Consider the following 22,481-nt stretch of genomic DNA (forward strand, 5'->3'; position numbering starts at 1 on the left):
TTTGTGCGAGGCTCCATAATTTTTTTAACTTTCTCGCTTTCGAGCTTTTCCAAACATCTGTGTTTTTCCTTGGTTTAGGTTCTATGACGACGCTGGCAGCCGTAGCCGTTACAACGGCTACTTTCTTCGGGATGGAGTTTGTGGCGTGGTTCATGCACCGCTTTGTGCTGCATGGGCCGCTCTGGTTTCTGCACCGCTCGCACCACGTGCGGCACCCGCACCGCTTCGAGCGTAACGACTTCTTCTTCCTGTTTTATGGTTCTCTGTCGATGCTGCTCATTATCTATGGCGCCCCGGCAAAGGATGTTCGTTTCTGGATGGGCGTCGGTATTGCGGCGTACGGTACGCTGTACTTTTTTGTGCACGACGTGCTAATTCACGGCCGGCTGCGGTTCTGGCGCAAGTCGCGCAGCATGTATTTGCGTGCCCTTAACATGGCGCACAAAATGCACCACAAAACTACGGGCCGCGACGGCAGTGAAGAGTTTGGCCTTTTGTGGGTATCCCCCAAGTATTTTGCGCTGGCCCAGCGCAAACCTGCCCCTACGCGGGTGCTGCGGCAGCGCACCACTACCTCAGCATAAATTTTAGTTAGCCGAGAGGCGTATTGTACCGTGGGCCATTTTTCCATTAGCGACCTGGAGCAGCTTTCGGGCATTAAGGCGCATACCATCCGCATCTGGGAGCAGCGTTACGGCATTTTGCGACCGGTGCGCACCGCCACCAATATCCGCACCTACTGCGACGATGATCTGCGCCGACTGCTAAACGTAGCAACGCTGTGCGGGCGCGGCTACCGTATTTCGCAGGTCGCCAAACTCTCGGAGCAGGAACTCTCGAGAGCCGTTATTTCCTGCGACGACGACGCACATTCTCAGAATTATTGCCACCAGGTGAATGCCCTGCTGGCTGCTATGCTGGCAATGGATGAGTGCAAGCTCACGCAGGTGCTTGCCCACGTAACGGCCCAATACGGGTTTGAGCAGGCTATTCTGCGGGTCGCGTATCCCTTTCTGCAGCGAATAGGTGTGATGTGGCAGGCCGGCGCAGTGAATCCGGCGCAGGAACACTTGGTAACCAATCTGCTGCGGCAGAAGATGATGGCGGCCACCGATGCGTTGCCGCCGGTGCAACCGGCCATGGCGCGGCGCTGGGTACTGTTTCTGCCTGAAAGGGAAATGCACGAACTAGCGCTGCTGTTTATGAACTACGCCCTGCGAGCCCGTGGACACCATGTGTTATACCTGGGGCAAAACCTGCCGATTACGGAATTGAAGCCCGTTTGCGCGGCGTATCAGCCCCACGCTGCCCTCACCGTCATGACGGCCGTGCCCGAGCGGCACGAAGTACCTGGGTTCGTGCAGGAGCTTAGCCAGCTGTGCCCCGATATTGACCTGTATTTGTATGGCCCGCTGGCGCAGTTGGACTTTGTGTTGCCGGCCAATACGGCCCGGTTGGGATTGATAACAGATTTTCTTGCCCTTGCCGATGCAACTGCCCTATCGGCTGCGGCGGTTACGTAGCGCAAAGATAACACAACGATAACCCTTCTCGCTTCAACAAGCCCTCTGCCGGGCCGTACGGACAACATCCGGATGGCCCGGCTTTTCGTTGATACCGGCACGATGACGCTAGAGGAAAAATGGGGTGAAGTACTGAGCTTACGGATAGTGAATCACTGTAGAGGAAATGGGTAGTGCGCTCAGAGAAGCTGAAGCATAAGAAATGCTAGGATTTGGAAAAATAAATCCATCTATGTACGTACAACTTTCGAATTGCCCCGTATATTTGTTTAACCTTTTGCCACGAAAAGCTAAACAGTATGACCTCTTTGGAATTCACCGACCAAGTACAAAGGATTTCTTACTCGCTGAAGCCCGTGGCGATGAACCTGACCCGCGACGCAGACGATGCCAAGGACCTGGTGCAGGAAACCTTGCTTAAAGCCATGCTGAACAAGGACAAGTTCAAGGCGGGCACCAATTTGAAGGCCTGGTTGTACACCATCATGCGCAACACCTTCATCAACAACTACAACAAAATCACCAAGCGCAATAGCAATATTGACAGCACGGAGTACTTTCAGTACTTCAATACTGATGAAAATTACATTACGCACAACGGTGCAACGTCTGACTTCGTAGTAACAGATATTAACGCGGCCATTGCCGGCCTTTCCGCCGACTACCGGACGCCGTTCATGATGTACTACATCGGTTACAAGTACTTGGAAATTGCGGAAAAGCTGCAAATTCCGATTGGAACCGTGAAAAACCGTATCCACATCGCCCGCAAGGAACTCAAGCAGGCGCTGAAGACATACGCCCCCGGCGTGTAGGGAATAGGGAGAGAGTACAGACCCGCCCCGGGCGTATAGCGGGCCGCGGACAACGTTCACCTTCGGGCGACGTCGTTCGCGGCCCGTCTGCTTGTGCAGGGCCCGTAATTTTACCCGTGCCCTATCCCGTTGGGGAGCTCCTGCTAAAACCTTCGCCGGGTGTGGCGGTATGAGGTAGGTAGCTGGACCGCTACAAGGCCAACTGCGCGCCTAAATGTTCATCTTTACCTCTTCGCATCCGCGAAATTCGCCTAATCCGTTTAATCCGTGATTAAACACGTCATTGTTATTGGGGCCGGTTTTGCGGGCCTTTCGGCCGCTACTTCGCTGGCCCAGCGCGGCTACCGCGTTACCATTCTGGAAAAGAACGAAGGCCCGGGTGGTCGAGCCCGGGTGTTCCGCCAGCAGGGCTTCACCTTTGATATGGGCCCCAGCTGGTATTGGATGCCGGATATCTTTGAGCAGTATTTTGCCCGCTTTGGCAGGAAGGTATCCGACTACTACGACCTCGTGCGGCTGGATCCTTCGTACCAGGTGATTTTTAAAGGGCCGGAGGCGGTGGATATTCCGGCCGCCATGGAGGAGTTGCGCCAGCTGTTCGAACGGTACGAGCCCGGCAGTGGCGCACGGCTGGATGAGTTTCTGCGGCAAGCGGCCTATAAATACAAAGTAGGAATCGGCAAATTCGTGCACATGCCCGGCCGCTCCCTGCTGGAGTTCATGGATCCGCGTCTGGTAGTGGATGCCGTGCGGCTCGATTTGCTGCAGAGTATGCATCAGCACGTGCGCAAATTCTTCAAGGACCCGCGGCTGCTGGAACTGGTGGAATTTCCGATTCTGTTTCTTGGCGCTACCTCGGAAAATACGCCGGCTCTATACTCGCTCATGAACTACGCCGACCTGGCCCTGGGCACTTGGTACCCGATGGGCGGCATGCACAAAATTGTGGAAGGCATGGTGCAACTGGCCCAGGAGCGCGGCGTAACGCTGGAATACAACGTGCCCGTGCAGCAGATTGTGGTAGAGAATGGCCAGGCTACCGGTGTGCAAACCGCCAGCGGCTTCCGGCCCGCCGATGTTGTCGTGGCCGGTGCCGATTACCACCACGCCGAGCAAGACCTGCTGGCTCCGGAGTGGCGGCAGTACGATGAGAAGTACTGGGACAAGCGCACCATGGCTCCGTCATCGTTGCTGTTTTACGTGGGCGTGAACAAGCGCCTGCCCAAGCTACGGCACCACAACCTGTTCTTCGATGAGGATTTCAGCCTGCACGCTCAGGAAATATACGAGGACCCGAAGTGGCCCAGCCGCCCGCTGTTCTACGTTTCAGCTCCTTCCCAGACCGACCCCAGCGTGGCGCCGGAAGGCTGCGAAAACCTGTTCCTGCTGATTCCGGTAGCTCCTGACCTGGCAGATCCGGAGGAAACGAGGGAGCGGTACTACCACCTGATTATGGAGCGGCTAGAGCGGCACTGCGGTACCAGCATCCGCGACGCGGTGGTATACAAGCGCAGCTATGCCCACCGGGACTTTGTGCAGGATTACCACAGCTATAAGGGCAATGCCTACGGTTTGGCCAATACCTTGCGCCAGACAGCAATTCTCAAGCCTTCCCTCAAAAGCAAAAAGGTGAGCAATCTGTATTTTACAGGGCAGCTTACGGTGCCCGGCCCCGGCGTCCCGCCCTCCCTTATCTCGGGGCAGGTTGTGGCGAAGGAAATAGAAAAGGAGCACCCGGGGGCACTGCAAACGGAGCGCAGCAGTTCTTCCTCGGCCCTGCACGACCCGGCCCTGAGCAAAAAAAACGTTTAATTACTGAGCCCGCCACTGAAACCAGCGTGCTTAGGGTTGCTTAGTGCAGATAGCGGAAAGATTGCTCTGCTCGCAATGACAAAAACAATGGACCACGTTCAACTTTTTACCGATACTAGCCGGGCCTGTGCCAAGTTGATTACGCAGCGGTATAGCACCTCCTTCACGCTGGGCATCCGTACGCTTGACCAACGGTTTCATCTGCCGGTGTACGCGGTGTATGGCTTTGTGCGGTGGGCCGATGAAATTGTGGATACGTTTCATGCCCACGACAAAGCCGCGCTGTTTGCCGATTTCAAGCGCCAGACCTACGAGGCACTGGAAATCGGGCTCAGCCTGAATCCGGTGCTGCACGCGTTTCAGGACGTGGTGCGACAGTACGGCATCGACCGGGAGTTCATCGATGCTTTTCTGTTCAGCATGGAAATGGACCTCGATGACCGAAGCTATAACCAGTCCTTGTATGAAAAATACATTTACGGCTCGGCTGAGGTAGTAGGGTTGATGTGTCTGCGCATTTTTTGTGAGGGCGACACCGCGCAGTTTGACCACTTGCGGGAGCCTGCCCGGCGGCTAGGCTCTGCCTTTCAGAAAATCAATTTTCTGCGCGACATTCGCTCCGATTATGAGGAGCGGGGCCGCGTGTACTTCCCCGGCGTACAGTACGAGCAGTTTACCGATGAGGTGAAGCGTACTATTGAGGCCGATATCCGGGCAGATTTTGAGGCGGGTTACGCGGGCATTGTGCAGCTACCCCGGGCGGCGCGACTTGGCGTGTACTTGGCTTACGTGTATTACCTGAAGCTTTTTCACAAGATTCGGCAGCTGCCGGCCCGGCGCATTCTGGGTGAAAGAGTACGGGTGCCCAACAACACCAAGCTGCTGCTGCTGATGGGGTCCTATTTCCGCTACCGGCTGGTACGGTTATAGTATAAGGAGAAGCCTGACTGCACTTTTCGGGTAGTCGTGTAGTTTTGTGGCCGCTGAAGGTCGTAAAATATGTCCGGTCCTGGCTCCCTCCACCGTGAACGTTTCTCTGTGCTGCGCTACCTGTTTCTACCACTCATCCTGATTCTTTCCACTTTCGTGTCTACTGAAGCCAACCCCTATTCCCTGCCGCACCTGCGCCGCCAGTACCAGCAAGCCGCTGCCGATAAAGAAGCCGGCGAAAAATTCCACAAGCTCATGGCCGCCTACGATAAGCAGGATGCCGTGGTGCTGGCCTATAAAGCTGCTGCCGAGGCTATCCGGGCCCGCGACGCTTCTATGTTCAACAAGCTCACCTATGTGCAGCAGGCCAGCAAGTTGTTCGATCAGGCCGTAAAGCTCGACGATGACAACGCCGAAGTTCGGTTCCTGCGTCTGAGCGTGGAAAGCAATCTGCCCAGCTTTCTGGGCCTGAGCGCGCACGTAGAGGAAGACCGTCAGTTTCTGGTTAATACCCTTCTCAAGCATCCCAAATCGGGCCTTGATGCGGAGTCATTTGGGTTGGTGCGCGACTTCCTAGTGCAGCGCGGGCATGTCTCGGATACCGATGCGGAAAAGCTGACGCAGTTGTAATACTTGATTGGGGCTATCTGCCTCACTCGGCAAAGGCCCTGCTCCCGCTTCGGGGAAGGCAGGGCCTTTGGTATATCTACGCGGGGCCTTTGTGCGTTCTAGGCGTATCTCCCGGCCATTAGTACTCCTTGCATGACTAGTTTTTCGCTCCATTTTTCGGTAAAATCTGCGCTTGTACTGCCCTTGGCTTTCGCAGTGGGCGCTGCTGCGCAGGCCCAGCAAACGGTGCTGAAAGGAAAAGTAGTGGATGACCAGAACCGCCCGGTACCATACGCCAACGTGGGGCCGCCTGGCACCGAGCCCGGCACCGCCACCAACGAGGCCGGCGAGTTTACACTGCGTGTGAATAAGCTGCCTCAGAAGCTTGCTTTCGTGTGTCTGGGCTATGTCCCCGTCACGCTGGAAGTAGCTTCGGCCGCTGCCCCTGTGCGGGTAACGCTCAGGCCCAGTGCCGTGGCCCTGCCCGAAGTGCGGGTTCGCAACCCCGAGCAAGTAGCGGCGGCCTTGGTGCAAAGAGCTTATGCCAAGCTCGCCCGGCATCAGCGGGAAGAGGAGTTTGGGAAGGCATTCTACCGCCAGAAGAAGCAGCATAACAGCCAATACACCGAGTTCGTAGATGCTTTTTATAACGTGCGTTTTTCGCCCCGGGAAGTAAGTGGCTGGCAACTGGAACAGGCCCGCTACGGGGCGGTGCAGGAAGATACCGGCGTGGACCTGAGTAACTTCTCGGCGGCTGTACGCCTGATTCCGGTCTTCGATTCCAGGCCCAGCCGCCGAAAACTCTCCGTCCCGCTCAGCCCGGGCAGCACCCGGCAATTCACGTTTCGGCTACGGGAAGTTCTGGAAAATAAGGGCCAGGAAACCGCCGTCATTGAGTACGGGCCGCGCCCTAATATCGACCGGTTCGTGCCCGAGGGTACCCTGTATATCGACTACAATACGGCCACACTACGGCGGGTAGAAGCCCGCATTCCGATTGAGCATCTTATGTCGATGCAGTTGCGGGAAGGCACCACGGTGGCTTCCCAAACGATGCGCATGGTATCTGATTTCAGTCCTTATCGTGACTCCCTAAGCCGGTTACAGGCCGTGCGTGCCGAGCAGCAGATTGTGCTGCGCTACCAGGGCCGCCCCGATACCACAACCATCGAAGGCAACCTGTTCTTCTACCGCTACACCGCTAAGCCGGCCGGCAAAGGCTATAAAGCCACGGGGGCGAACTACAACGATCTTAAACAGGTGCAGAAGCAGCGGTATGATGCCGCCTTCTGGCGCGACCAGGAAATTCTGCGGGCTTCGCCGGTGGAGGAGAAGGTAATCCGGGACCTAGAGAAACAAAAAGCCTTCGGGGCATTTTAACTGCGGCCAAATGCTAAACTACAACGGCATTTCCTGGTTTGTGTTCTATCTTCCGGCAAGCGCAACCTTCCGGGGGCTCCCGCAGTTATTCCGTCAGCTATGCCGTACCACCTGAGCGTCCGTATCGACCCCAATTCCGGCTTTTGCTTCGGCGTCATCTATGCCATTCAAATGGCCGAAGATCTACTTGATGAGCAAGGCTACCTCTATTGCCTGGGCGACATTGTGCATAATGATGAAGAAGTAGAGCGGCTGGAACGCCGGGGCCTGCGCATCATTGATTATGAGCAGCTGGCTGAGTTGCGGGAAGAAGCTGTGCTCATTCGGGCTCACGGCGAACCGCCCAGCACCTACCAGATGGCCCTGCACAACAACCTCACCCTTATTGACGCCTCCTGCCCGGTGGTACTTAAGCTGCAGAACCGCATCAAAGCCAGCTTCGACCGTAAGGACAAGATCTTCATCTACGGCAAACATGGTCATGCTGAAGTCCGCGGCCTGCTAGGCCAGACCAGCGGGGAAGCGGTAGTGTTTGAGAGCTTGGAAGAGCTACTGGGGCATGAACTGCCCCAGAACATCACCCTCTACAGCCAGACGACCAAAAGTACCGATTCCTTTTACCGCATCAAGGGCGAACTGGAACAGCGGGGCTACCAGGTGAGTGCCAATGACACCATTTGCCGCCAAGTAAGCAACCGGGACAAGGATCTGCGCCGGTTTGCGGCCCAGTTCGATAAGGTCGTGTTTGTGTCAGGAACCAAAAGCTCCAATGGCAAGGTGCTGTATCAGGTCTGCAAGGATACGAACCCGGCCACGCACTTCATTTCCAAGGTAGATGAGCTGTGCGCGACGTGGTTTCAGCCGGGGCAGTCGGTGGGCATCTGCGGGGCTACCAGCACCCCAATGTGGCAAATGGAACAAGTGCGCGACGCTCTGCTGGCGCTATAACGACTATGAGTGCGTTGCTGCCAGCCAACTCTGCCGCGCCTTTGGCCAGCCTCCCGCGCGTGAAACCGACGCCGCTGGGCTACAAAGGCGTACTAGTGGCCAGTCTGATTTTAGGGAGTTGGCTGGGCCTGCTAACGTTTCTGCTGGCTTGGTACGAGCCCGACTGGCGCACGCCCTGGCCTTATCTGCTGGTACTGGTACAGACGCACCTGTACACCGGCCTTTTCATTACGGCGCATGATGCTATGCACGGCGTGGTGAGCCCTCACAAGCGGTTTAATAATGCCATCGGCACCCTTACGGCCGGCTTATTCGCCTATAACTGGTTTCCGGGCATGCTGGCCAAGCACCACGCCCATCACCGCCACGTTGCCACCCCCGATGACCCGGACTTTCATGATGGGGAGCACCCAGGCTTTCTGCGGTGGTTCGGGCGGTTTGCCTGGAACTACGTGACGGTGGCGCAGGTGGTACTGATGGCCGTTACATACAATGGGCTCAAGTATTTCTTTCCGCAGCCCAACGTTATTGCGTTCTGGATGGTACCGGCCATTCTAGCTACGCTGCAGCTATTTTACTTCGGTACGTACCTGCCGCACCGGGGCGAGCATGCGCCGGAAAACCCGCATAAATCGCGCAGCCAGCTCCGTCATCACGCGTGGGCGTTTATAAGCTGCTACTTTTTCGGGTACCACTATGAGCACCACGATCAGCCCTATCTGCCGTGGTGGCGGCTGTGGCAAGCTAAAGAACTGCAGGGGCGCTAAAAGCCCAGAATACAGAATAGGACGGAAGCCATGCCTTTTTGTATATTGAGCAGATAGTCGGCTTCTCCAACAGGCCGATGTCTCTTGTGCCTGTTTCTCCAACCACCTCCCCATGCAGCGAATGTTCCTACTTGGAAGCAGTATGGCTTACCATGGGGTATGGAGGAGATGGGCAGTAGTATTCGGGGCAGCAGCCGTTTTGGTAACTACCTCTGCCACGACAGCAGAATCCACTGATGCGCCTCGTAATGAGCTTTCTGTAACCCAGGCCCAGGCAGTAGTGCTCCGTATGGTTCCGCAACTGGCAGTAGCTCAACGCTACCACGATACCCTGCAGCTCCGGCAGCTGCATTGGCGGATAGGGCAGGCCAACCATACATTGCAGCGTTACGACGCGGCCCTGAGGCATTACCGCCAAGCTGCGCGACTCAGCCCGTCACTTAGTGCGGAAGCAGCTTGGTCGGGTTGGCTGTTGGGGCGCACACTGTTCAGCCAGGGTGACACCGGTAAAGCCCGCCAGACGTATGGTAGTGCCTTCGCCACCTTTCGGCAGTTGCGGCACCTCACGGGCCAGGGTCAGGTGCTGGAGCAGATGGGGGAGCTGTATGGCCAGACCGGTCATTGGCCGCAGGCCCAGACCAGCTACGAGCAGGCCTTATCTGTCTGGCAGCTTACAAACGACCAACCGCATGTGGCACAGGCACTGAATCGGCTGGGAACTGCCCACCTAGAGCAGAAGCACTACAGTCGGGCGCTATACTACCTGCGGCAAAGCCTGAACATGGCCCGCCGCCACCAGGATAGTACCCAAATCAGCCAGACGCTAAACGGAATGGGCCGCGTTTACCAGACGCTCAATAACCAAGAAGTTGCCAGCTCCTTTTTCACGCAGGCACTACAAACTCTGCCGGCCACTGCCCGGCCCCACACCCGGGCAGTGGTTCTGCTCAACCTAGGTGTTATGTCCGATTCGTTGGGTAACCACGTTGCCGCCGCACAGTACCTGCAACTGGCGCTCGGGCCAGCCTGCCAAACGGGTTCCAAGGTGCTGGTTAGTGAGGTGTACGGGGCGCTGGTTGCGCTGCACCGCCGACGGGGGCAGTCCCAAGCAGCCCTGGAGGCGTTGGTTCATTACACCGAATTGCAGGACAGTGTATTTGCAGAACAGCGTTCGGCTCAGGTTGCGGAGCTGCAAACCCGCTACGAAATCGAAAAAAAGGAAAAGGAAATTCAGCTGCTGCTAAAGGGCCGCCAGTTGCAGCAGGCGAACCTGCGCCGGCAAACGCTGTTGCGCAACTTGCTGACTGCGGGTAGCCTACTGTTGCTGCTGACGGTAGTAGTCATGTACCGGGCACATCGTCGGCAGCAGGTTAGCAACAAGTTGCTGCAGCGGAAAAATGCCGCTATTCATCGGCAGAAAGAAGAGCTGGACCGTCTTAATCATACCAAAGACACGCTGTTCTCCATTATTTCGCACGATTTGCGGGGGCCGCTCAGCTCCCTGTATTCCCTGCTGGCCCTCATGAAACTGGGCCGCCTTCCTGCCGAGCGGCTGGCTTCGCACTCCGAGCGGCTCACGCGCATGCTCGACGGCACGCTGCACCTGCTGGATAACCTGCTCAACTGGTCGGCGGCGCAATTAAAAGGTGAAGGTAGCGCCCGGGCAGAACGGATTCGGCTGGATGAGCTGGCCGATGAAACCGTTGCCCTCTTTCAGGGGGATGCCGAGCGGAAGGATATTGGGCTGCACAACGAAATGCCGGAAGTATGCCTAGCCCGCGCCGACGTGAACATGACCCGCCTGATTCTGCGCAACCTGCTGAGCAACGCCCTGAAATTCACCGGTAGCGGCGGCACCGTTACGCTGGCGGCCCGGCGGCAGGGGCAATGGTGGGAAATAACGGTGCAGGATACCGGCGTGGGCATTGAGCCGGCGCATCAGAACCGGTTGCTGGGCAACGGAGCACACTTCACTACTCTGGGCACTGCACGCGAGAAAGGCACCGGCCTGGGCCTGCGCTTATGTCAGGAATTTGTGCTGCGCAATGGGGGCGAGCTTACGTTCCAAAGCCAGCCAGGAGCTGGCTCCCTGTTCCGATTCACGCTACCGGCTCTTGATGAAGGCAGCTTCGCTCAAGCTATGCCACCGGCCGCGGCCGTAGCTAGTGCTGCCGCCGAATAAGGGAGCGGTTGACAATTCGCTCGGTTACCCGCTCCCGGTACGTTTGGCCCAGAGGCAGGGCATGTCCTCCCACTTTCACTTCGAGGTTGCTCACCGAATCGATGCGGGAGGAGTTCACTAGGTAGGAGCGGTGCGTACGTACGAACAGGCCGGGGGGCAGTTGCTCCTCCAGGTTTTTCAGGTTAACCAGCGTCAGGTGCGTGCGGCCGTCGGCGGTGTTGATTTTGGTGAAATCCTTCAGGGCTTCAATGTAGAGTACTTCGCGGTAGTGCAAGCGTACAAACTGCGCATCGGTACGAATGAAAAACGACCCCCAACCCGTCAGAGTATCGTTCTGGGCGTCCGAGTTGGTTGTGTTGACGCGCAGAATGCCGGCCACTTTATTCACGGCTTTCAGAAAGCGGTCCAGGGAAATCGGTTTCAGTAAAAAGTCGATAACATCCAGGTTGAAACCTTCCATAGCATACTGCGGATAGGCCGTCATGAGTACCACCAACGGGGGCTGCTGCAGGGACCGTACCAGGTCAATGCCGCTCAGGTGCGGCATCGTAACGTCGGAGAACAACACCTGCACTGTGTGCTCCATCAGGTACCGATGTGCGTCCAGCGGATCAGTGAAGGCCGCTTTTACGTCCAGAATGTCTGTCATAGCCACATAGGCTTGCAGCAGGTCGAGCACAAGCGGATCATCGTCAAGAAGCAGGCAGGAAATCTTCATAGAGGAAGCAGAATACCGGGGGAGTTGGGTGAATATAAAAGGATAAAACTGAATTGTCTTATAAATTATTGAAAGATAACAATTCTAGGCGCGCTCAGCAGCCTGCTGGTCTACTTTTAAGCTGGCTTGCTATACTTTAACAAGATGAATTATAATTGCTTAACTATCTTATTACGTATTGTACTGTGCTACTACTGCTGCTGCTGCTGCTACCGGCTCGTTTGCGCTTCTCTCGCTGATGACCGCCCACCTGAACACTCCTATTCATATCAGCCATGAAACCTGCCGTCAACCCTGTTCCTGCGAATGCCCCCCCAGTAATGCTGGGGGTGGCACTCACTATTGCCAACCACGAAGGTTTGCGCCGCTCGTTACGCTCTGCTTTCGGGCTAAGTACCAGGGCTATTAACTTGCGCATCGACCCCGGAATGGACCTGATTTTCCTGTGTGAAACCACATTGCCCAGCTCCTTGCCATGTCTGGCTTCGCTCACGCACCCCGGAGTTACGGCCGTCACCCTCCGGGAGGCCGTCCTGACTTGGGCTCCCGACCCGGAACACGCCATTGGTCGGGGTACGCCCACGCTGGGAGCCCTGGAGAGTGGCAGCTGCTTCCTGACCGCGAATAGTCGCAAAATCCCTATTGCCACGTTCAACTCCCGCAACGTGCAGTCAACCCACATTGATATGGAACTGTTAGGTCAGCCCAACCTGCTGGAATTTCTGCGCTCCGAGTGGTTTACGCTGGAAATATCGGGAACTAACCGCCGCCGCCTGAACCGGCCGCTGGCGTTTCAGGCCAACCTGAAGTTTGAGGTCCGAATGCTGCCGCAAACGGCCGCGGCGGCTTAGCCACAAGGCCAGTTGCTTCCCTTGATACACCAGCATAAAAAAGGCTCCGGAAGATATCTTCCGGAGCCTTTTTGCAGCTTCTCGTTAGTGAACGTTATTGGTTTTCTTGCAGCAGTCCGGCAACCGGTCATACGCCCGGGCATCGGCTGTCTGCTTATCGGCGTCGTAGCCTGTTTGTTGCACGGCGGTACGCAGCGCAGTGGGAGTCGTTTTGTCGGGGCGGTAGGTGACGGTGAGAACCTGGCTGGGCACATCGAGGATAGCCGCCTGCACGCCTTTTTCATAAGCCAGCGACTTTTCTAGGCGGGCTTTGCACATATCGCACACGGCGGAAGTTTTTACCTGCAGCGTTTCAGTAGCGGGGCCTTTGGCTTTGGGCTTTCCTTGAGCAAATGCGCCAGTAGAAGAAACAAGCAGAGAAAGTGCAAGCAGGAAAGAAGGGAAGAACTTCATAAAAGCAGAAACAGAAAGGTTTGTTGAAAAATGCCCGCTCGGGCCACTAGAAAGAACTGTGCCGAAAACCAGCAGCGGTTTTACTGTAAGGTGAAACGCAGGCCGGCATACGTGAGGCGCCCAACTACCGGCCCCCAGATCATGGCGGCATCAAAGTTGGGCCCGAAGGGCTGGCTGGCCCCCTCAATGGGGTTAGACTGGCGGTAGTTGGTCAGGTTCTCGACGCCGGCATACACCTCGAACCGCTTAAAGGCCCGCGTGAGTTGGGTGTTGAGCAACGCGTATCGGGGTGCATAAGGCAGGGTTTTCTCGCCGGTGCCGTGCTGGTGGCCCATACTGCCCGGGCCATGCGCCAGCGGCCGGCGCCCGAAGCCCTGCACCGTAACATCGGCCCGCCACTTATCAAACGCCGTTGCGTAACCCAGGTTCAAAAACAGCCGATGCCGGGGCGTGAGCACCTTGGGCAGCAACTCGCCCTCGTAAGAAGTCTGCACATCGAGGTATTTATAAGCTGCCTTGGCCTGCAACCCCTTCACCGGCTCCAACTGCACCTCCGTCTGGAAGCTGCGGGAGTAGCTGCGTCCACCCGGCTCCAGGTTCCCAATCAGTAGTTGGGCTGAAGCCGAATAGGGGTCGGATACCACCTGGTTCTGAAACTCGGTGTGATAGTAGTCGGTGATGAATGTGGCGGGCCGGCCGAAAGCGGTGAAGTACTGCGTGACCGAGCCCCCCACGTTCCAGGCAGTTTCGGGCCGCAGGTTAGGGCTGATAATGAACTCGCGGGAGCTGACCAGCATACCAGAGTTTTCGGCCAGCGGGTTGGCCGTGCGCTGGCCCCGGCCCGCTGCCAGCCGAAGCACGGTATTTTTGGCGGGGTCGTACTTCACATTGAGGCGGGGCGTCAGAAACCAGCCGTACAGGTTGTGGCGGTCGAGGCGCAGGCCGGTTACTACCGTAAGGTTGCGGGCGTTCTGGTACGTGTACTCGGCAAAGGCTCCGGGCACCTGCTCCAGGCGGTTGCGGTGCTCCCGGGCGTACCGCTCGGCGGGCGTCTCCGTCACGTAGGTGAAGCCGGTACGGTACACTTCCCGGAAATCATCGTGCAGGAAGCTCAGGCCGGCCCGGTAGGTGTGCGCCGTGGTACCGATGATGCTTTGGAACAGCAGCGTGGCCAGGCCCGTGCGCTGGGTACCGTCGTAGGTGCGCAGGCCGTAACGGGAGGTGAAGTCGTGGCTGGTGCCGCTCAGCAGCAGCCCCAGGCTCTGGTAGGGGCGGCCGGGCCAAGTGTAGCTGGTTTTGGCGTACCCCGTGTACCGGTCGGTTTCCTGAGTGGTGCCGTAGAAGCCGCCGGGGTTTTCCTTGCGGTAGCCTAGCTGGCCGCCCTGGCGGGTTTCGCGCAGCGCGCCCAGGCCCACTTCCGTCACCAGCCCCGTCCCGGAAATGTACTTCCACTTATTGAACAGGTTGAACTGCGTGGCCAGCGGCAGGTCCAGAAACCGGTCGTCATTGCGGTCCACGCGGCGGCCCAGGTGGTCGGTGTGCAGCAGCAGGGTGGTGCTGAGCTTCTTGCTGACGCGGGTGGCCAAGTTCAGGTTTACATCGAACTTGCCCAGGTCGTTGCCATAGGCGTTGAACAGCAGCCGGTCGGCCTTGTCGGGCTCCTTGAGGCGCACGTTTACCTGGCCCGAAATGCTTTCGTAGCCATTCACCACTGAGCCCATACCTTTTATGATGTCGATGCTCTCAATCCAGGGACCAGCCAGATAATTGAGGCGGTACGGGGTAGAAAGGCCGCGCAAGGCCGGCAGGTTATCAATGGTGAGCAGAGAATAAGCCCCATCCAGGCCAAGAAGCTGAATCTGCTTGGCCCCGGATACGGCATCCGTAGTCGAAACCTCTACTGAAGCGTTGGTTTCGAAGCTCTCGGCCAAGTTACAACAGGCCGATTTAGTCAGGTCGCGGCTGGTAATAACCTGCGTGTTGGCAGGCGTGAGGCCGGAGTAGGAGGGAGCCCGCTCCTCAATTTTCACTTCCGCCAGTTCGCCGGAGCGGCGCAACGGCACGCGCAGGTAGCCGCTGGCGGCCTGCACGGTGTCGGGCAGGTAGCCCAGGAGGTTGACGATCAGGCGGGTATCGGTACCGGCCGGGCGCAGCAAGGAAAACGCGCCCTGATTATCAGTAGTGGCGGCGCCGGTGGGGGTGCTCAGCCAGCGTACTACGGCTCCCGGTACGGGCGTATTGGTGGTGGCATCGAGCACTTGGCCGCGCACGGGGGCGGTAGCCGCGTCGGGCGTTTGGGCCGCCACCGTGGTGGCAACGGCCAGCAGACCGGCCGCTGCCACTAACCGGAAAGGCTCGGGTAAGGCATTCATATCGTCAGGAAGTTAACAGTTCTCGCCAAGGAAAAGCAGCCGGCCCCGTAGCGCACGGCCAAGCTGCCCCAAGCCGGAGCAGCCGCGAGAAAAGACTAGACGACCAGCACGCCCACGAACGTGAGCAAGGTCCGTCCCGCCCGTAGCGGCGGCGACGAATCGGCCGCGTGCCAGGCGGCGGGAGCGGCTACCTGGGCCGCCGGCATTGCACGCCATGCCGGGGCTGTGGGCCAGCCGGGTAACAAGGCTGGCAGCGGAGCGTGTACCCAGTTTAGTTGAGCTGAAGGGGCGTCGAGCTTATGGAAATGCGCCCCGAACTCACAGCAGGGCTTGGTGAACTGCGCCTTATTGGTGTGGTGGGCAAGGGGCTGCGGGGCCGGGCAGCCGTGGCGGGCCGGGCTGAACGCTACGCCTGCCGTGTGCCGCCCGCTCTGCCGACAGGTACGCTGCTGCACCGTGAGTCCCACCGAGGAGGTGAGCACGAGCAGGGCCAACCAGAAGCTGCAGAACCGGTGAAGAAGCGGGCGTTTCATATCCGGAGGCAAAGATACGACGCCGGCGGTATGGATTACGGACTAAGCCGGTATGGAATTTGGCAGCCGGGTGGTACAGTAACCGTTCAGAGTAGAACCCGGCGGAAAAAAACAGGCGAAGTGAGGGCCTGATATTCTGGCTTACGGTAGTGTGGTTGCGAATGAAAATACCTCAAATAGCGTTTAAACGACGCTTTTTTTGCGAGTGGTAGAAAATGGTAAATCGTGGTTGGGTTTTCCGGGGGGTTGCGTACTTTTGCTATATCCCGTTCCCATGGCCACTCCACACCTCGCGCATGTCTCAGCTGCTCTCCGGCGAATACGAGTGCAAACTCGACCCCAAAGGTCGGTTGGTGCTGCCGGCGAAGGTGAAGGCGAACCTGCCGGAAGCATCGGGTAGCCAGCTGGTGCTGGTGCGTGGGTTTGAGCCCTGCCTGGTGCTGTACCCCCGGGCCGCGTGGCGGGTGATTCATGAGAAGGTGATGGCGCTGGATGAGTTCAATGAGGAGTACCGGCAGTTTCAGCGGAATTTCTTCCGGGGCATGACGGAGGTGGAGCTGGATAGCATCGGGCGGTTTATGCTGCCGCGCACCATGCTGCGCTACTCCGGCATCGAGAAGGAGGCCATTATCGTGGGGCTGGGTAACCGTTGCGAAATCTGGGACCCGGACCGCTACGACGACTTCCTTATCAAAGACCAGCAGAGCTTCTCGAAGCTGGCACAGAAATTTTTAACTACCGAACCCGGCCCTGGCGGCCCCCTGGCCGCATGAACGACAGTTTGAACGAATACCAGAACGATACCGCCTACCACCGTCCCGTGATGCTGCGCGAGTGCCTCGAAGGCCTCGACCTGCAGCCCGGTGGCCGCTACGTGGACGTTACCTTCGGCGGCGGCGGCCACTCGGCCCGAATACTAGAGCACCTCCGCAGCCCCGGTCACCTCTACAGCTTCGATCAGGACGCTGACGCTGAGCGGGAAGCCGCCCAACTGGCCCGGCCCGAGTTTACCTTTATCCGCAGCAATTTCCGCCAGCTTTTTCAGGAGCTCAAGCGCCACGACGCCCTGCCCATAGATGGCCTGTTGGCCGACCTGGGCGTATCGTCGCACCAGTTTGATACGCCGGAGCGCGGCTTCAGCACCCGCTTCGATGGCCCGCTGGATATGCGCATGGATTCGGAAGGGGAGGATGCCTCGGCAGCGGATATCATCAATGAGTACTCGGAAGCCGAACTGCACCGCATCTTTGGGATGTACGGCGAGGTGACCAATGCCCGCACCCTGGCCAATACTGTGGCCACGGCCCGGCGCGGCCACAGTATTACGACCATTGCCGGCCTCAAAAAGGCCATTGCGCCCTGCACCCCGCGCGGCAAGGAAAACAAGTACCTGGCCCAGGTTTTTCAGGCGCTACGCATTGAGGCCAACGACGAAATGGCCGCCCTGCGCGAGATGCTGGAACAAACGGCCCAGGTGCTGCGTCCCGGCGGCCGGCTGGTGGTAATGAGCTACCACTCGCTGGAAGACCGGCTGGTGAAGAACTTCATTGCCAAGGGCAAATTCTACGGTGAAGTGGAAAAGGATTTGTTCGGCCGCTCCAACGTGCCGTTTGAAGCTCTTACCCGCAAACCCGTGGAAGCCTCGCCGGAAGAAATTGCCCTCAACAGCCGCGCCCGGAGTGCAAAGCTGCGCATCGCCAGTAAAAATTGAGCCCCCCGAATGAACGACTGCCTCCTTCGCTGCGCCAAGTATTCGCTGCCTGCCCTGCTTCAGGTGCAGCAGTGGCATGCTATAGGTCGTGGTGAGGCCGTTGCGTCTTTGTTCGTAGTTGTTGAGTGCTGATTGTTAATTCCGATACAGTGGCTACTAATACCATCAAACCCATCACGAACCAGCCGCGTACCAACGCGCCTCGTGCCATTATGCCGGAACCGGTAGCCGTGCCGGAGCCAGAGCCGACGCCCCCGCCGGCCCCCAAGCCACCACGGGCGGCGCGGCCGGCCGCGCAACCGCGCGTAGCCGCTTCCTGGAGCGTATTTACGCTGCTGGAGCGCGTGACCCGGGTAGATGGCCTGTTCCGGGAGGGGCTGCCGGTCCGGTTCCTGCCGCACCTGCTGTTCATCATGTTCCTGACGCTGGTATATATCGGCAATACGCATTACGCCACCCGGATGAACCGCAGCATTCAAAAGCTGAAGCTGGAAACCGAGGACCTGCGGGCCGATTACACTACCCTGTCGTCGGATTACATGGAAGCCAGCAAGCAAAGCGAAGTAGCCCGCAAAGTGGCCGCCTATGGCTTAGTGGAAAGCTCCTCGCCGCCCTTCCGCATCACGGTGCCGGCCGGCCATATTGATGAGGCCAAACTGGAGGAAGTGCCGCTGCTGACTGCCGACTCCGTAATAGCCATGACGGCCCGCGCCAAAGCCGACTCCGTGCGCCGCGCCGCCGAGCGGGTAACCACCGACAGCAACGCCGCTGTCACCGAAGCCGCCCCGCCCGCGCCCATCGACGTGGACGTAATCGAACCCGCAACGCCCGAACCTTCTTCCAATCGTTCAGCCCCCCGCCGCAATGAAAGGAAACGTTAAAAAAAGTATTGTTACCCGCATCCGGCTGGCGTTTCTGGGCGTCTGCCTGTTCTCGGTGGCCATCGTCTGGAAAATCACCCAGGTGCAGTTCAACGAAGGGGCCCGCTGGCGCGCCCTGGAGCAGGAGCGGCGCGTGGTGTACCAGCCCGTATTTGCCACCCGTGGCAACATCTTTGCCTCCGATGGCCGCAGCATCATGGCTACCTCGCTGCCTTTCTACCGGGTGGCCTGGGACCCGAGTGTGGTGAACGACGCGCTGTTCAGTCAGAAAAAAGACTCCCTGGCGCTGTTGTTGTCACGCTTTTTCGGCGACCGGAGCACGCAGGAGTACCTGCGCCGCCTGAAAAATGCCAAGAGCGGCAAAGTGCGCTACCTGCGGCTGAACTCCCGCCAGATCAACTTCCAGGAGAAGAAGGAGCTGGCCCAGTGGCCCATTTTCCGGGCAGGTAAGAACAAGGGCGGCGTCATCTTCGAGAAGGTAGATAAGCGGTTCCGGCCCTTCGGCGGGCTGGCCCAGCGCACCATTGGCTTCGTGAACGAGGACAAGAACGGGGCGGGCCTGGAGTTTACCTTCAACCGCCACCTGGCCGGCAAAGACGGGGAGGCCCTGTTTGAGCGGGTACCCGGCGGCAACAAGCCCATCTACGACGGCACCGAGGTGAAGCCCCAGCCCGGCTTCGACATCAAAACCACCCTCGACATCAACCTGCAGGACGTGGCCGAAAACGCGCTGTACAAGTCATTGGTGGACAACGACGCGCAGTACGGCTGCGTAATTCTGATGGAGGTGAAAACCGGCGAAATCCGGGCTGTGGCCAACCTGGGCAAGGTGGCCGAGGGCGTGTACCGCGAGGATTACAACTACGCCATTGCCGACCAGGGCCGCACCGAGCCGGGCTCCACGTTCAAGCTGGCCTCTATGATGGCGTTGTTCGAGGATAACCCCGAACTGGAGCTGACCGATACCGTAAATACTGGCAACACCGGCATGATGAAAATTGCCGGGGCCGTGAAAACCGACACCCACCCCAACGGCCGCATTCCCATCCAGAAGGTGATTGAGCAGTCGTCGAACATCGGGGTGGCCAAGCTCATCAACGACCACTTCTTCTCCAAGCCCGAGAAGTACACCGACTACCTGAAAACCTTCGGGCTGGACAAGCCCCTGGGCTTCCAGATGGCCGGCGAGGCCCGCCCCTACATCAAGGACCCGCGTGACCGGAGCTGGAGCCGCACCTCCCTGTCCACCATGAGCATCGGCTATGAGTTGAAGCTGGCCCCGCTGCAGACACTGGCCTTCTACAACGCCATTGCCAACAACGGCGTCAAGATCGAGCCCATCATCGTGCGCGAAATCCGTCAGGCCGACAAGGTGCTGGAAAGCTACGAGGCCCGGGTGCTCAACCCCAAAATCTGCTCCGAAAGCACCCTGCTCAAGATGCAGTCGATGCTGAAAGGGGTGGTGCTGAACGGCTCGGCCCGGGGCATCCGCACCGATGGCTACTCCATTGCGGGCAAAACGGGCACCGCCTGGAAGTTCAAGAACGGCCACTACACCCGCATGTACTCCACCAGCTTCTGCGGCTATTTCCCGGCCGATGAGCCCAAGTACAGCTGCATCGTGGTGATTGACTCGCCCCGGCGCGGCCGTATCTATGGCGGCACGGTGGCAGCCCCGGTGTTCCGCGAGGTAGCCGACAAAGCTATGGCCCGCGACGCGGCCAGTCTGCGGCCGTTGCTGGCCCGGGTCCCCTTGGCAAAGTCGCGGGTGCCGTTTGTACAGGCTGGTATGCAGGACGAATTGTCATTGGTATTCACGCAGCTGGGCGTAAGCCACAACGGCGTAACCGGCACCGACGACTGGGTGCGCACCAAAGCCGATTCCGAATCGGCCTCATTGGCCCTGAAGCCGATGGCCGTGCGCCCCGGCCGGGTGCCCAACGTGCAGGGCCTGACCCTGCGCGACGCGCTGTTCCTGCTGGAAAATCGGGGCCTGCGGGTGCGTTCCTACGGAACAGGCCGGGTGAAAACCCAGTCGGTAGCGGCCGGCACCACGGCCCGGCGCGGCACCACCGTAGTGCTCCAGATGGAGCCCATCGGCGGCACGCCCGCCCCTGTGGTCCTGCCTACACCCGCGGCAGACCCAGCTACCGAAGCGCGGACACCCCGCACGGCGGCAGAGCCTTCAACAGACGCCAAACGAGCTGCCAACGCCGCCAGAAAACCTACAACTGCGCCTAAGAAAGCCACGGCTGCCGTGAAGCTTGTCACTCGTCCCAAAGCCTGATGAATTGCCGGTTGGTAGTAGTAAGTAGTCTGCTACTCCTTGCTGCCTATTTCTCACTGCACCTTACTTATTGACCTTCCCTCAGCCTTGAACCCCTCCGCTATTTCTCTTTCTGCACTGCTGCCAGCCGTAACCGTGCGCGGCCAGCATGGTCCGGCCGACGTTTTCGTAACCAGCCTCACCCTCGATTCGCGGCAGGCGGGCCCCGGTACGGTATTTTTTGCGTTGCGCGGCACCGCTGCCGATGGGCATCAGTTCATCGCCAAAGCAGTGGAGCAGGGCGCTGCGGTTATTGTGTGCGAGGAGTTGCCCGCCGAGCTGAATCCTGCCACCACTCACGTACAAGTGCCTGATTCGGCGGAAGCTATGGCCAGCATGGCGGCCGAGTTCTACGGCCACCCCTCGCGCCAGTTGCAGCTGGTAGGCATTACGGGCACCAACGGCAAAACCACCTGCGCCACCATGCTGCACAAGCTGTTCCGGGAGCTGGGCTACCATTGCGGGCTGCTGAGCACGGTGCAGAATCAGATTGATGAGGAAGTTATTCCCAGCACCCATACCACGCCCGACGCCATCCGGCTGAACGAGCTGCTGGCCCGCATGGTGAAAGCCGGCTGCACCCACGTATTTATGGAGGTGAGCAGCCACGCCGTGGTGCAGCATCGCATTACGGGCCTGCACTTCGCGGGCGGCATCTTCACCAACCTTACCCATGACCACCTCGATTATCACGGCACCTTCGATGCGTATTTGAAGGCCAAAAAGGGCTTTTTCGACCAGCTGCCGAAGTCGGCCTTCGCCCTCACCAACGCCGACGACAAGCGCGGCCCGGTGATGCTGCAGAACGTACCGGGCCGCCGCGAAGCCTATTCTATGCGCGGCAACGGTGCGTTCCGGGGCAAGCTCATCGAAAATGCCGTGCACGGTCTGCACCTGGAGGTAGACGGCCGCGAGGTGCAGTTTCGCCTGATCGGGGTGTTCAATGCCTACAATCTGCTGGCTATTTACGGGGCGGCGGTGCTACTGGGTGAGGACCCCACGGAGGTACTCACAGTGCTGTCGGGCCTGACCTCGGCCCCCGGCCGTTTCGAGCCGGTGGTATCAGAGAAGGCGCGCATCACGGGCATTGTGGACTACGCCCATACGCCCGACGCGCTGGAAAACGTGCTCCAGACCATTGCCGACATCCGCCAGCACAGCCAGCAGGTAATTACAGTGGTGGGCTGCGGCGGCAACCGCGACGGGGCCAAGCGGCCTATCATGGCCCGTCTGGCGGCCCAGCTTTCCAGCCGCGCCGTACTGACCTCCGACAACCCCCGCTTCGAGGACCCCAACGATATTCTGGCCCAGATGCAGGCCGGCGTGCCCGCCGAAGCGCAGGGGAAAGTCCTGACTATTGCCGACCGGCGCGAGGCCATCAAAACAGCCGTAGCCCTGGCCGGCCCCGGCGATATTGTGTTAGTAGCCGGCAAAGGCCACGAAAACTACCAGGAAATCAAAGGCGTTAAAACCGACTTCGACGATAAGCAGGTGCTGCAGCAGATGTTTGATCTGCTGGGGAAATAAGTTTTTGGTTGTTCGTTTTTGGTTGTTCGGGGCTGTCCTAATAAAACACGCATGTCAACAAGGGCTTGAAAAACAGCGCATAACCAGAAACGAACAACGAAAAACGAGAAACGAACAACGAAAAACTGAATCTTTGCAGCTTG

Annotated in this window: 20 protein-coding genes; 16 read left to right on the plus strand and 4 right to left on the minus strand. The window is 58.7% G+C overall.

Annotation, left to right across the window (positions count from 1 at the left end; translation table 11 throughout):
* The first annotated feature begins 83 nt into the window (after positions 1–83).
* The 10 genes from HSW_RS07095 (at position 84) to HSW_RS07140 (ending at position 10,966) form a co-directional block, all read left to right on the plus strand.
* On the plus strand, positions 84–584 hold the full coding sequence (locus HSW_RS07095) for a sterol desaturase family protein (RefSeq protein WP_044001381.1): 501 nt from the start codon (positions 84–86) through the stop codon (positions 582–584).
* Positions 585–614: 30 nt separating this feature from the next.
* Positions 615–1,523, plus strand: coding sequence for a MerR family transcriptional regulator (locus HSW_RS07100; protein ID WP_052346204.1), 909 nt, complete (start codon positions 615–617; stop codon positions 1,521–1,523).
* A 299-nt stretch (positions 1,524–1,822) separates the two neighbouring features.
* Positions 1,823–2,338, plus strand: coding sequence for an RNA polymerase sigma factor (locus tag HSW_RS07105; RefSeq protein ID WP_044001382.1), 516 nt, complete (start codon positions 1,823–1,825; stop codon positions 2,336–2,338).
* Between the two features lie 267 nt (positions 2,339–2,605).
* Entirely contained in the window at positions 2,606–4,150 is a 1,545-nt protein-coding gene (locus HSW_RS07110) for a phytoene desaturase family protein (RefSeq protein ID WP_231501364.1), read from the plus strand.
* 75 nt (positions 4,151–4,225) lie between these two features.
* Complete coding sequence (locus HSW_RS07115) at positions 4,226–5,080, plus strand: phytoene/squalene synthase family protein (RefSeq protein WP_231501365.1); 855 nt, start codon at positions 4,226–4,228, stop codon at positions 5,078–5,080.
* A 156-nt stretch (positions 5,081–5,236) separates the two neighbouring features.
* The gene (locus tag HSW_RS07120; RefSeq protein WP_197031957.1) at positions 5,237–5,710 is read left to right on the plus strand and encodes a hypothetical protein; all 474 of its coding nucleotides are present in this window, start codon (positions 5,237–5,239) and stop codon (positions 5,708–5,710) included.
* 183 nt (positions 5,711–5,893) lie between these two features.
* Positions 5,894–7,069 carry a carboxypeptidase-like regulatory domain-containing protein gene (locus HSW_RS07125; RefSeq protein WP_044001385.1) on the plus strand — a complete coding sequence of 392 codons (1,176 nt, stop codon included), beginning with the start codon at positions 5,894–5,896 and terminating at the stop codon, positions 7,067–7,069.
* A 99-nt stretch (positions 7,070–7,168) separates the two neighbouring features.
* Positions 7,169–8,017: a 4-hydroxy-3-methylbut-2-enyl diphosphate reductase gene (locus HSW_RS07130; protein ID WP_044001386.1), complete on the plus strand. Its 849-nt coding sequence runs from the start codon at positions 7,169–7,171 to the stop codon at positions 8,015–8,017.
* A gap of 59 nt (positions 8,018–8,076) precedes the next feature.
* Positions 8,077–8,784, plus strand: coding sequence for a fatty acid desaturase (locus HSW_RS07135; RefSeq protein WP_044004243.1), 708 nt, complete (start codon positions 8,077–8,079; stop codon positions 8,782–8,784).
* 289 nt (positions 8,785–9,073) lie between these two features.
* The gene (locus HSW_RS07140) at positions 9,074–10,966 is read left to right on the plus strand and encodes a tetratricopeptide repeat-containing sensor histidine kinase (RefSeq protein WP_071883075.1); all 1,893 of its coding nucleotides are present in this window, start codon (positions 9,074–9,076) and stop codon (positions 10,964–10,966) included.
* Here HSW_RS07140 and HSW_RS07145 read toward each other — a convergent pair.
* Complete coding sequence (locus tag HSW_RS07145; protein ID WP_044001388.1) at positions 10,947–11,684, minus strand: LytR/AlgR family response regulator transcription factor; 738 nt, start codon at positions 11,682–11,684, stop codon at positions 10,947–10,949. The genes HSW_RS07140 and HSW_RS07145 overlap by 20 nt on opposite strands.
* 275 nt (positions 11,685–11,959) lie before the next feature.
* Between HSW_RS07145 and HSW_RS07150 the strand changes: the two genes are divergently transcribed.
* Positions 11,960–12,535: a hypothetical protein gene (locus HSW_RS07150; protein WP_155832864.1), complete on the plus strand. Its 576-nt coding sequence runs from the start codon at positions 11,960–11,962 to the stop codon at positions 12,533–12,535.
* Between the two features lie 84 nt (positions 12,536–12,619).
* Here the strand turns inward: HSW_RS07150 and HSW_RS07155 are convergent, their stop codons facing one another.
* The 3 genes from HSW_RS07155 to HSW_RS07165 form a co-directional block, all read right to left on the minus strand.
* Positions 12,620–12,988, minus strand: a complete 369-nt coding sequence (locus HSW_RS07155; protein ID WP_044001390.1) for a heavy-metal-associated domain-containing protein — start codon at positions 12,986–12,988, stop codon at positions 12,620–12,622.
* A gap of 80 nt (positions 12,989–13,068) precedes the next feature.
* Complete coding sequence (locus HSW_RS07160) at positions 13,069–15,360, minus strand: TonB-dependent receptor (protein WP_052346205.1); 2,292 nt, start codon at positions 15,358–15,360, stop codon at positions 13,069–13,071.
* Positions 15,361–15,455: 95 nt separating this feature from the next.
* Positions 15,456–15,893: a hypothetical protein gene (locus HSW_RS07165; RefSeq protein WP_044001391.1), complete on the minus strand. Its 438-nt coding sequence runs from the start codon at positions 15,891–15,893 to the stop codon at positions 15,456–15,458.
* Positions 15,894–16,189: 296 nt separating this feature from the next.
* Here HSW_RS07165 and mraZ point away from each other — a divergent pair, with 296 nt between their 5' ends.
* The 5 genes from mraZ to HSW_RS07190 all read left to right on the plus strand — a co-directional run bounded on the left by mraZ (position 16,190) and on the right by HSW_RS07190 (position 22,338).
* Positions 16,190–16,666 (plus strand): division/cell wall cluster transcriptional repressor MraZ, encoded by a 477-nt coding sequence (gene mraZ, locus HSW_RS07170; protein WP_044001392.1) that lies wholly within the window; start codon positions 16,190–16,192, stop codon positions 16,664–16,666.
* Positions 16,663–17,604, plus strand: coding sequence for a 16S rRNA (cytosine(1402)-N(4))-methyltransferase RsmH (rsmH, locus tag HSW_RS07175; RefSeq protein ID WP_071883076.1), 942 nt, complete (start codon positions 16,663–16,665; stop codon positions 17,602–17,604). The genes mraZ and rsmH overlap by 4 nt, the downstream gene beginning before the upstream one ends.
* Positions 17,605–17,753: 149 nt before the next feature.
* On the plus strand, positions 17,754–18,485 hold the full coding sequence (locus tag HSW_RS24725; RefSeq protein WP_231501366.1) for an FtsL-like putative cell division protein: 732 nt from the start codon (positions 17,754–17,756) through the stop codon (positions 18,483–18,485).
* Positions 18,469–20,772, plus strand: coding sequence for a penicillin-binding protein (locus HSW_RS07185; RefSeq protein ID WP_081768299.1), 2,304 nt, complete (start codon positions 18,469–18,471; stop codon positions 20,770–20,772). The genes HSW_RS24725 and HSW_RS07185 overlap by 17 nt, the downstream gene beginning before the upstream one ends.
* Positions 20,773–20,874: 102 nt before the next feature.
* The gene (locus HSW_RS07190) at positions 20,875–22,338 is read left to right on the plus strand and encodes a UDP-N-acetylmuramoyl-L-alanyl-D-glutamate--2,6-diaminopimelate ligase (protein WP_052346791.1); all 1,464 of its coding nucleotides are present in this window, start codon (positions 20,875–20,877) and stop codon (positions 22,336–22,338) included.
* Positions 22,339–22,481 lie beyond the last annotated feature (143 nt).

It is taken from the genome of Hymenobacter swuensis DY53, assembly GCF_000576555.1.
Lineage (GTDB): Bacteria > Bacteroidota > Bacteroidia > Cytophagales > Hymenobacteraceae > Hymenobacter > Hymenobacter swuensis.

What these genes read in the sequence shown, in the direction of transcription:
- HSW_RS07150 (WP_155832864.1), top strand. Translation starts at nt 11,960, where the DNA reads ATGAAACCTGCCGTCAACCCTGTTCCTGCGAATGCCCCCCCAGTAATG.
- HSW_RS07140 (WP_071883075.1), top strand. Translation starts at nt 9,074, where the DNA reads ATGGTTCCGCAACTGGCAGTAGCTCAACGCTACCACGATACCCTGCAG.
- HSW_RS07115 (WP_231501365.1), top strand. Translation starts at nt 4,226, where the DNA reads ATGACAAAAACAATGGACCACGTTCAACTTTTTACCGATACTAGCCGG.
- HSW_RS07130 (WP_044001386.1), top strand. Translation starts at nt 7,169, where the DNA reads ATGCCGTACCACCTGAGCGTCCGTATCGACCCCAATTCCGGCTTTTGC.
- HSW_RS07155 (WP_044001390.1), bottom strand. Translation starts at nt 12,988, where the DNA reads ATGAAGTTCTTCCCTTCTTTCCTGCTTGCACTTTCTCTGCTTGTTTCT.
- HSW_RS07105 (WP_044001382.1), top strand. Translation starts at nt 1,823, where the DNA reads ATGACCTCTTTGGAATTCACCGACCAAGTACAAAGGATTTCTTACTCG.
- rsmH (WP_071883076.1), top strand. Translation starts at nt 16,663, where the DNA reads ATGAACGACAGTTTGAACGAATACCAGAACGATACCGCCTACCACCGT.
- HSW_RS07160 (WP_052346205.1), bottom strand. Translation starts at nt 15,360, where the DNA reads ATGAATGCCTTACCCGAGCCTTTCCGGTTAGTGGCAGCGGCCGGTCTG.
- HSW_RS07145 (WP_044001388.1), bottom strand. Translation starts at nt 11,684, where the DNA reads ATGAAGATTTCCTGCCTGCTTCTTGACGATGATCCGCTTGTGCTCGAC.
- HSW_RS07185 (WP_081768299.1), top strand. Translation starts at nt 18,469, where the DNA reads ATGAAAGGAAACGTTAAAAAAAGTATTGTTACCCGCATCCGGCTGGCG.
- HSW_RS07095 (WP_044001381.1), top strand. Translation starts at nt 84, where the DNA reads ATGACGACGCTGGCAGCCGTAGCCGTTACAACGGCTACTTTCTTCGGG.
- mraZ (WP_044001392.1), top strand. Translation starts at nt 16,190, where the DNA reads ATGTCTCAGCTGCTCTCCGGCGAATACGAGTGCAAACTCGACCCCAAA.
- HSW_RS07165 (WP_044001391.1), bottom strand. Translation starts at nt 15,893, where the DNA reads ATGAAACGCCCGCTTCTTCACCGGTTCTGCAGCTTCTGGTTGGCCCTG.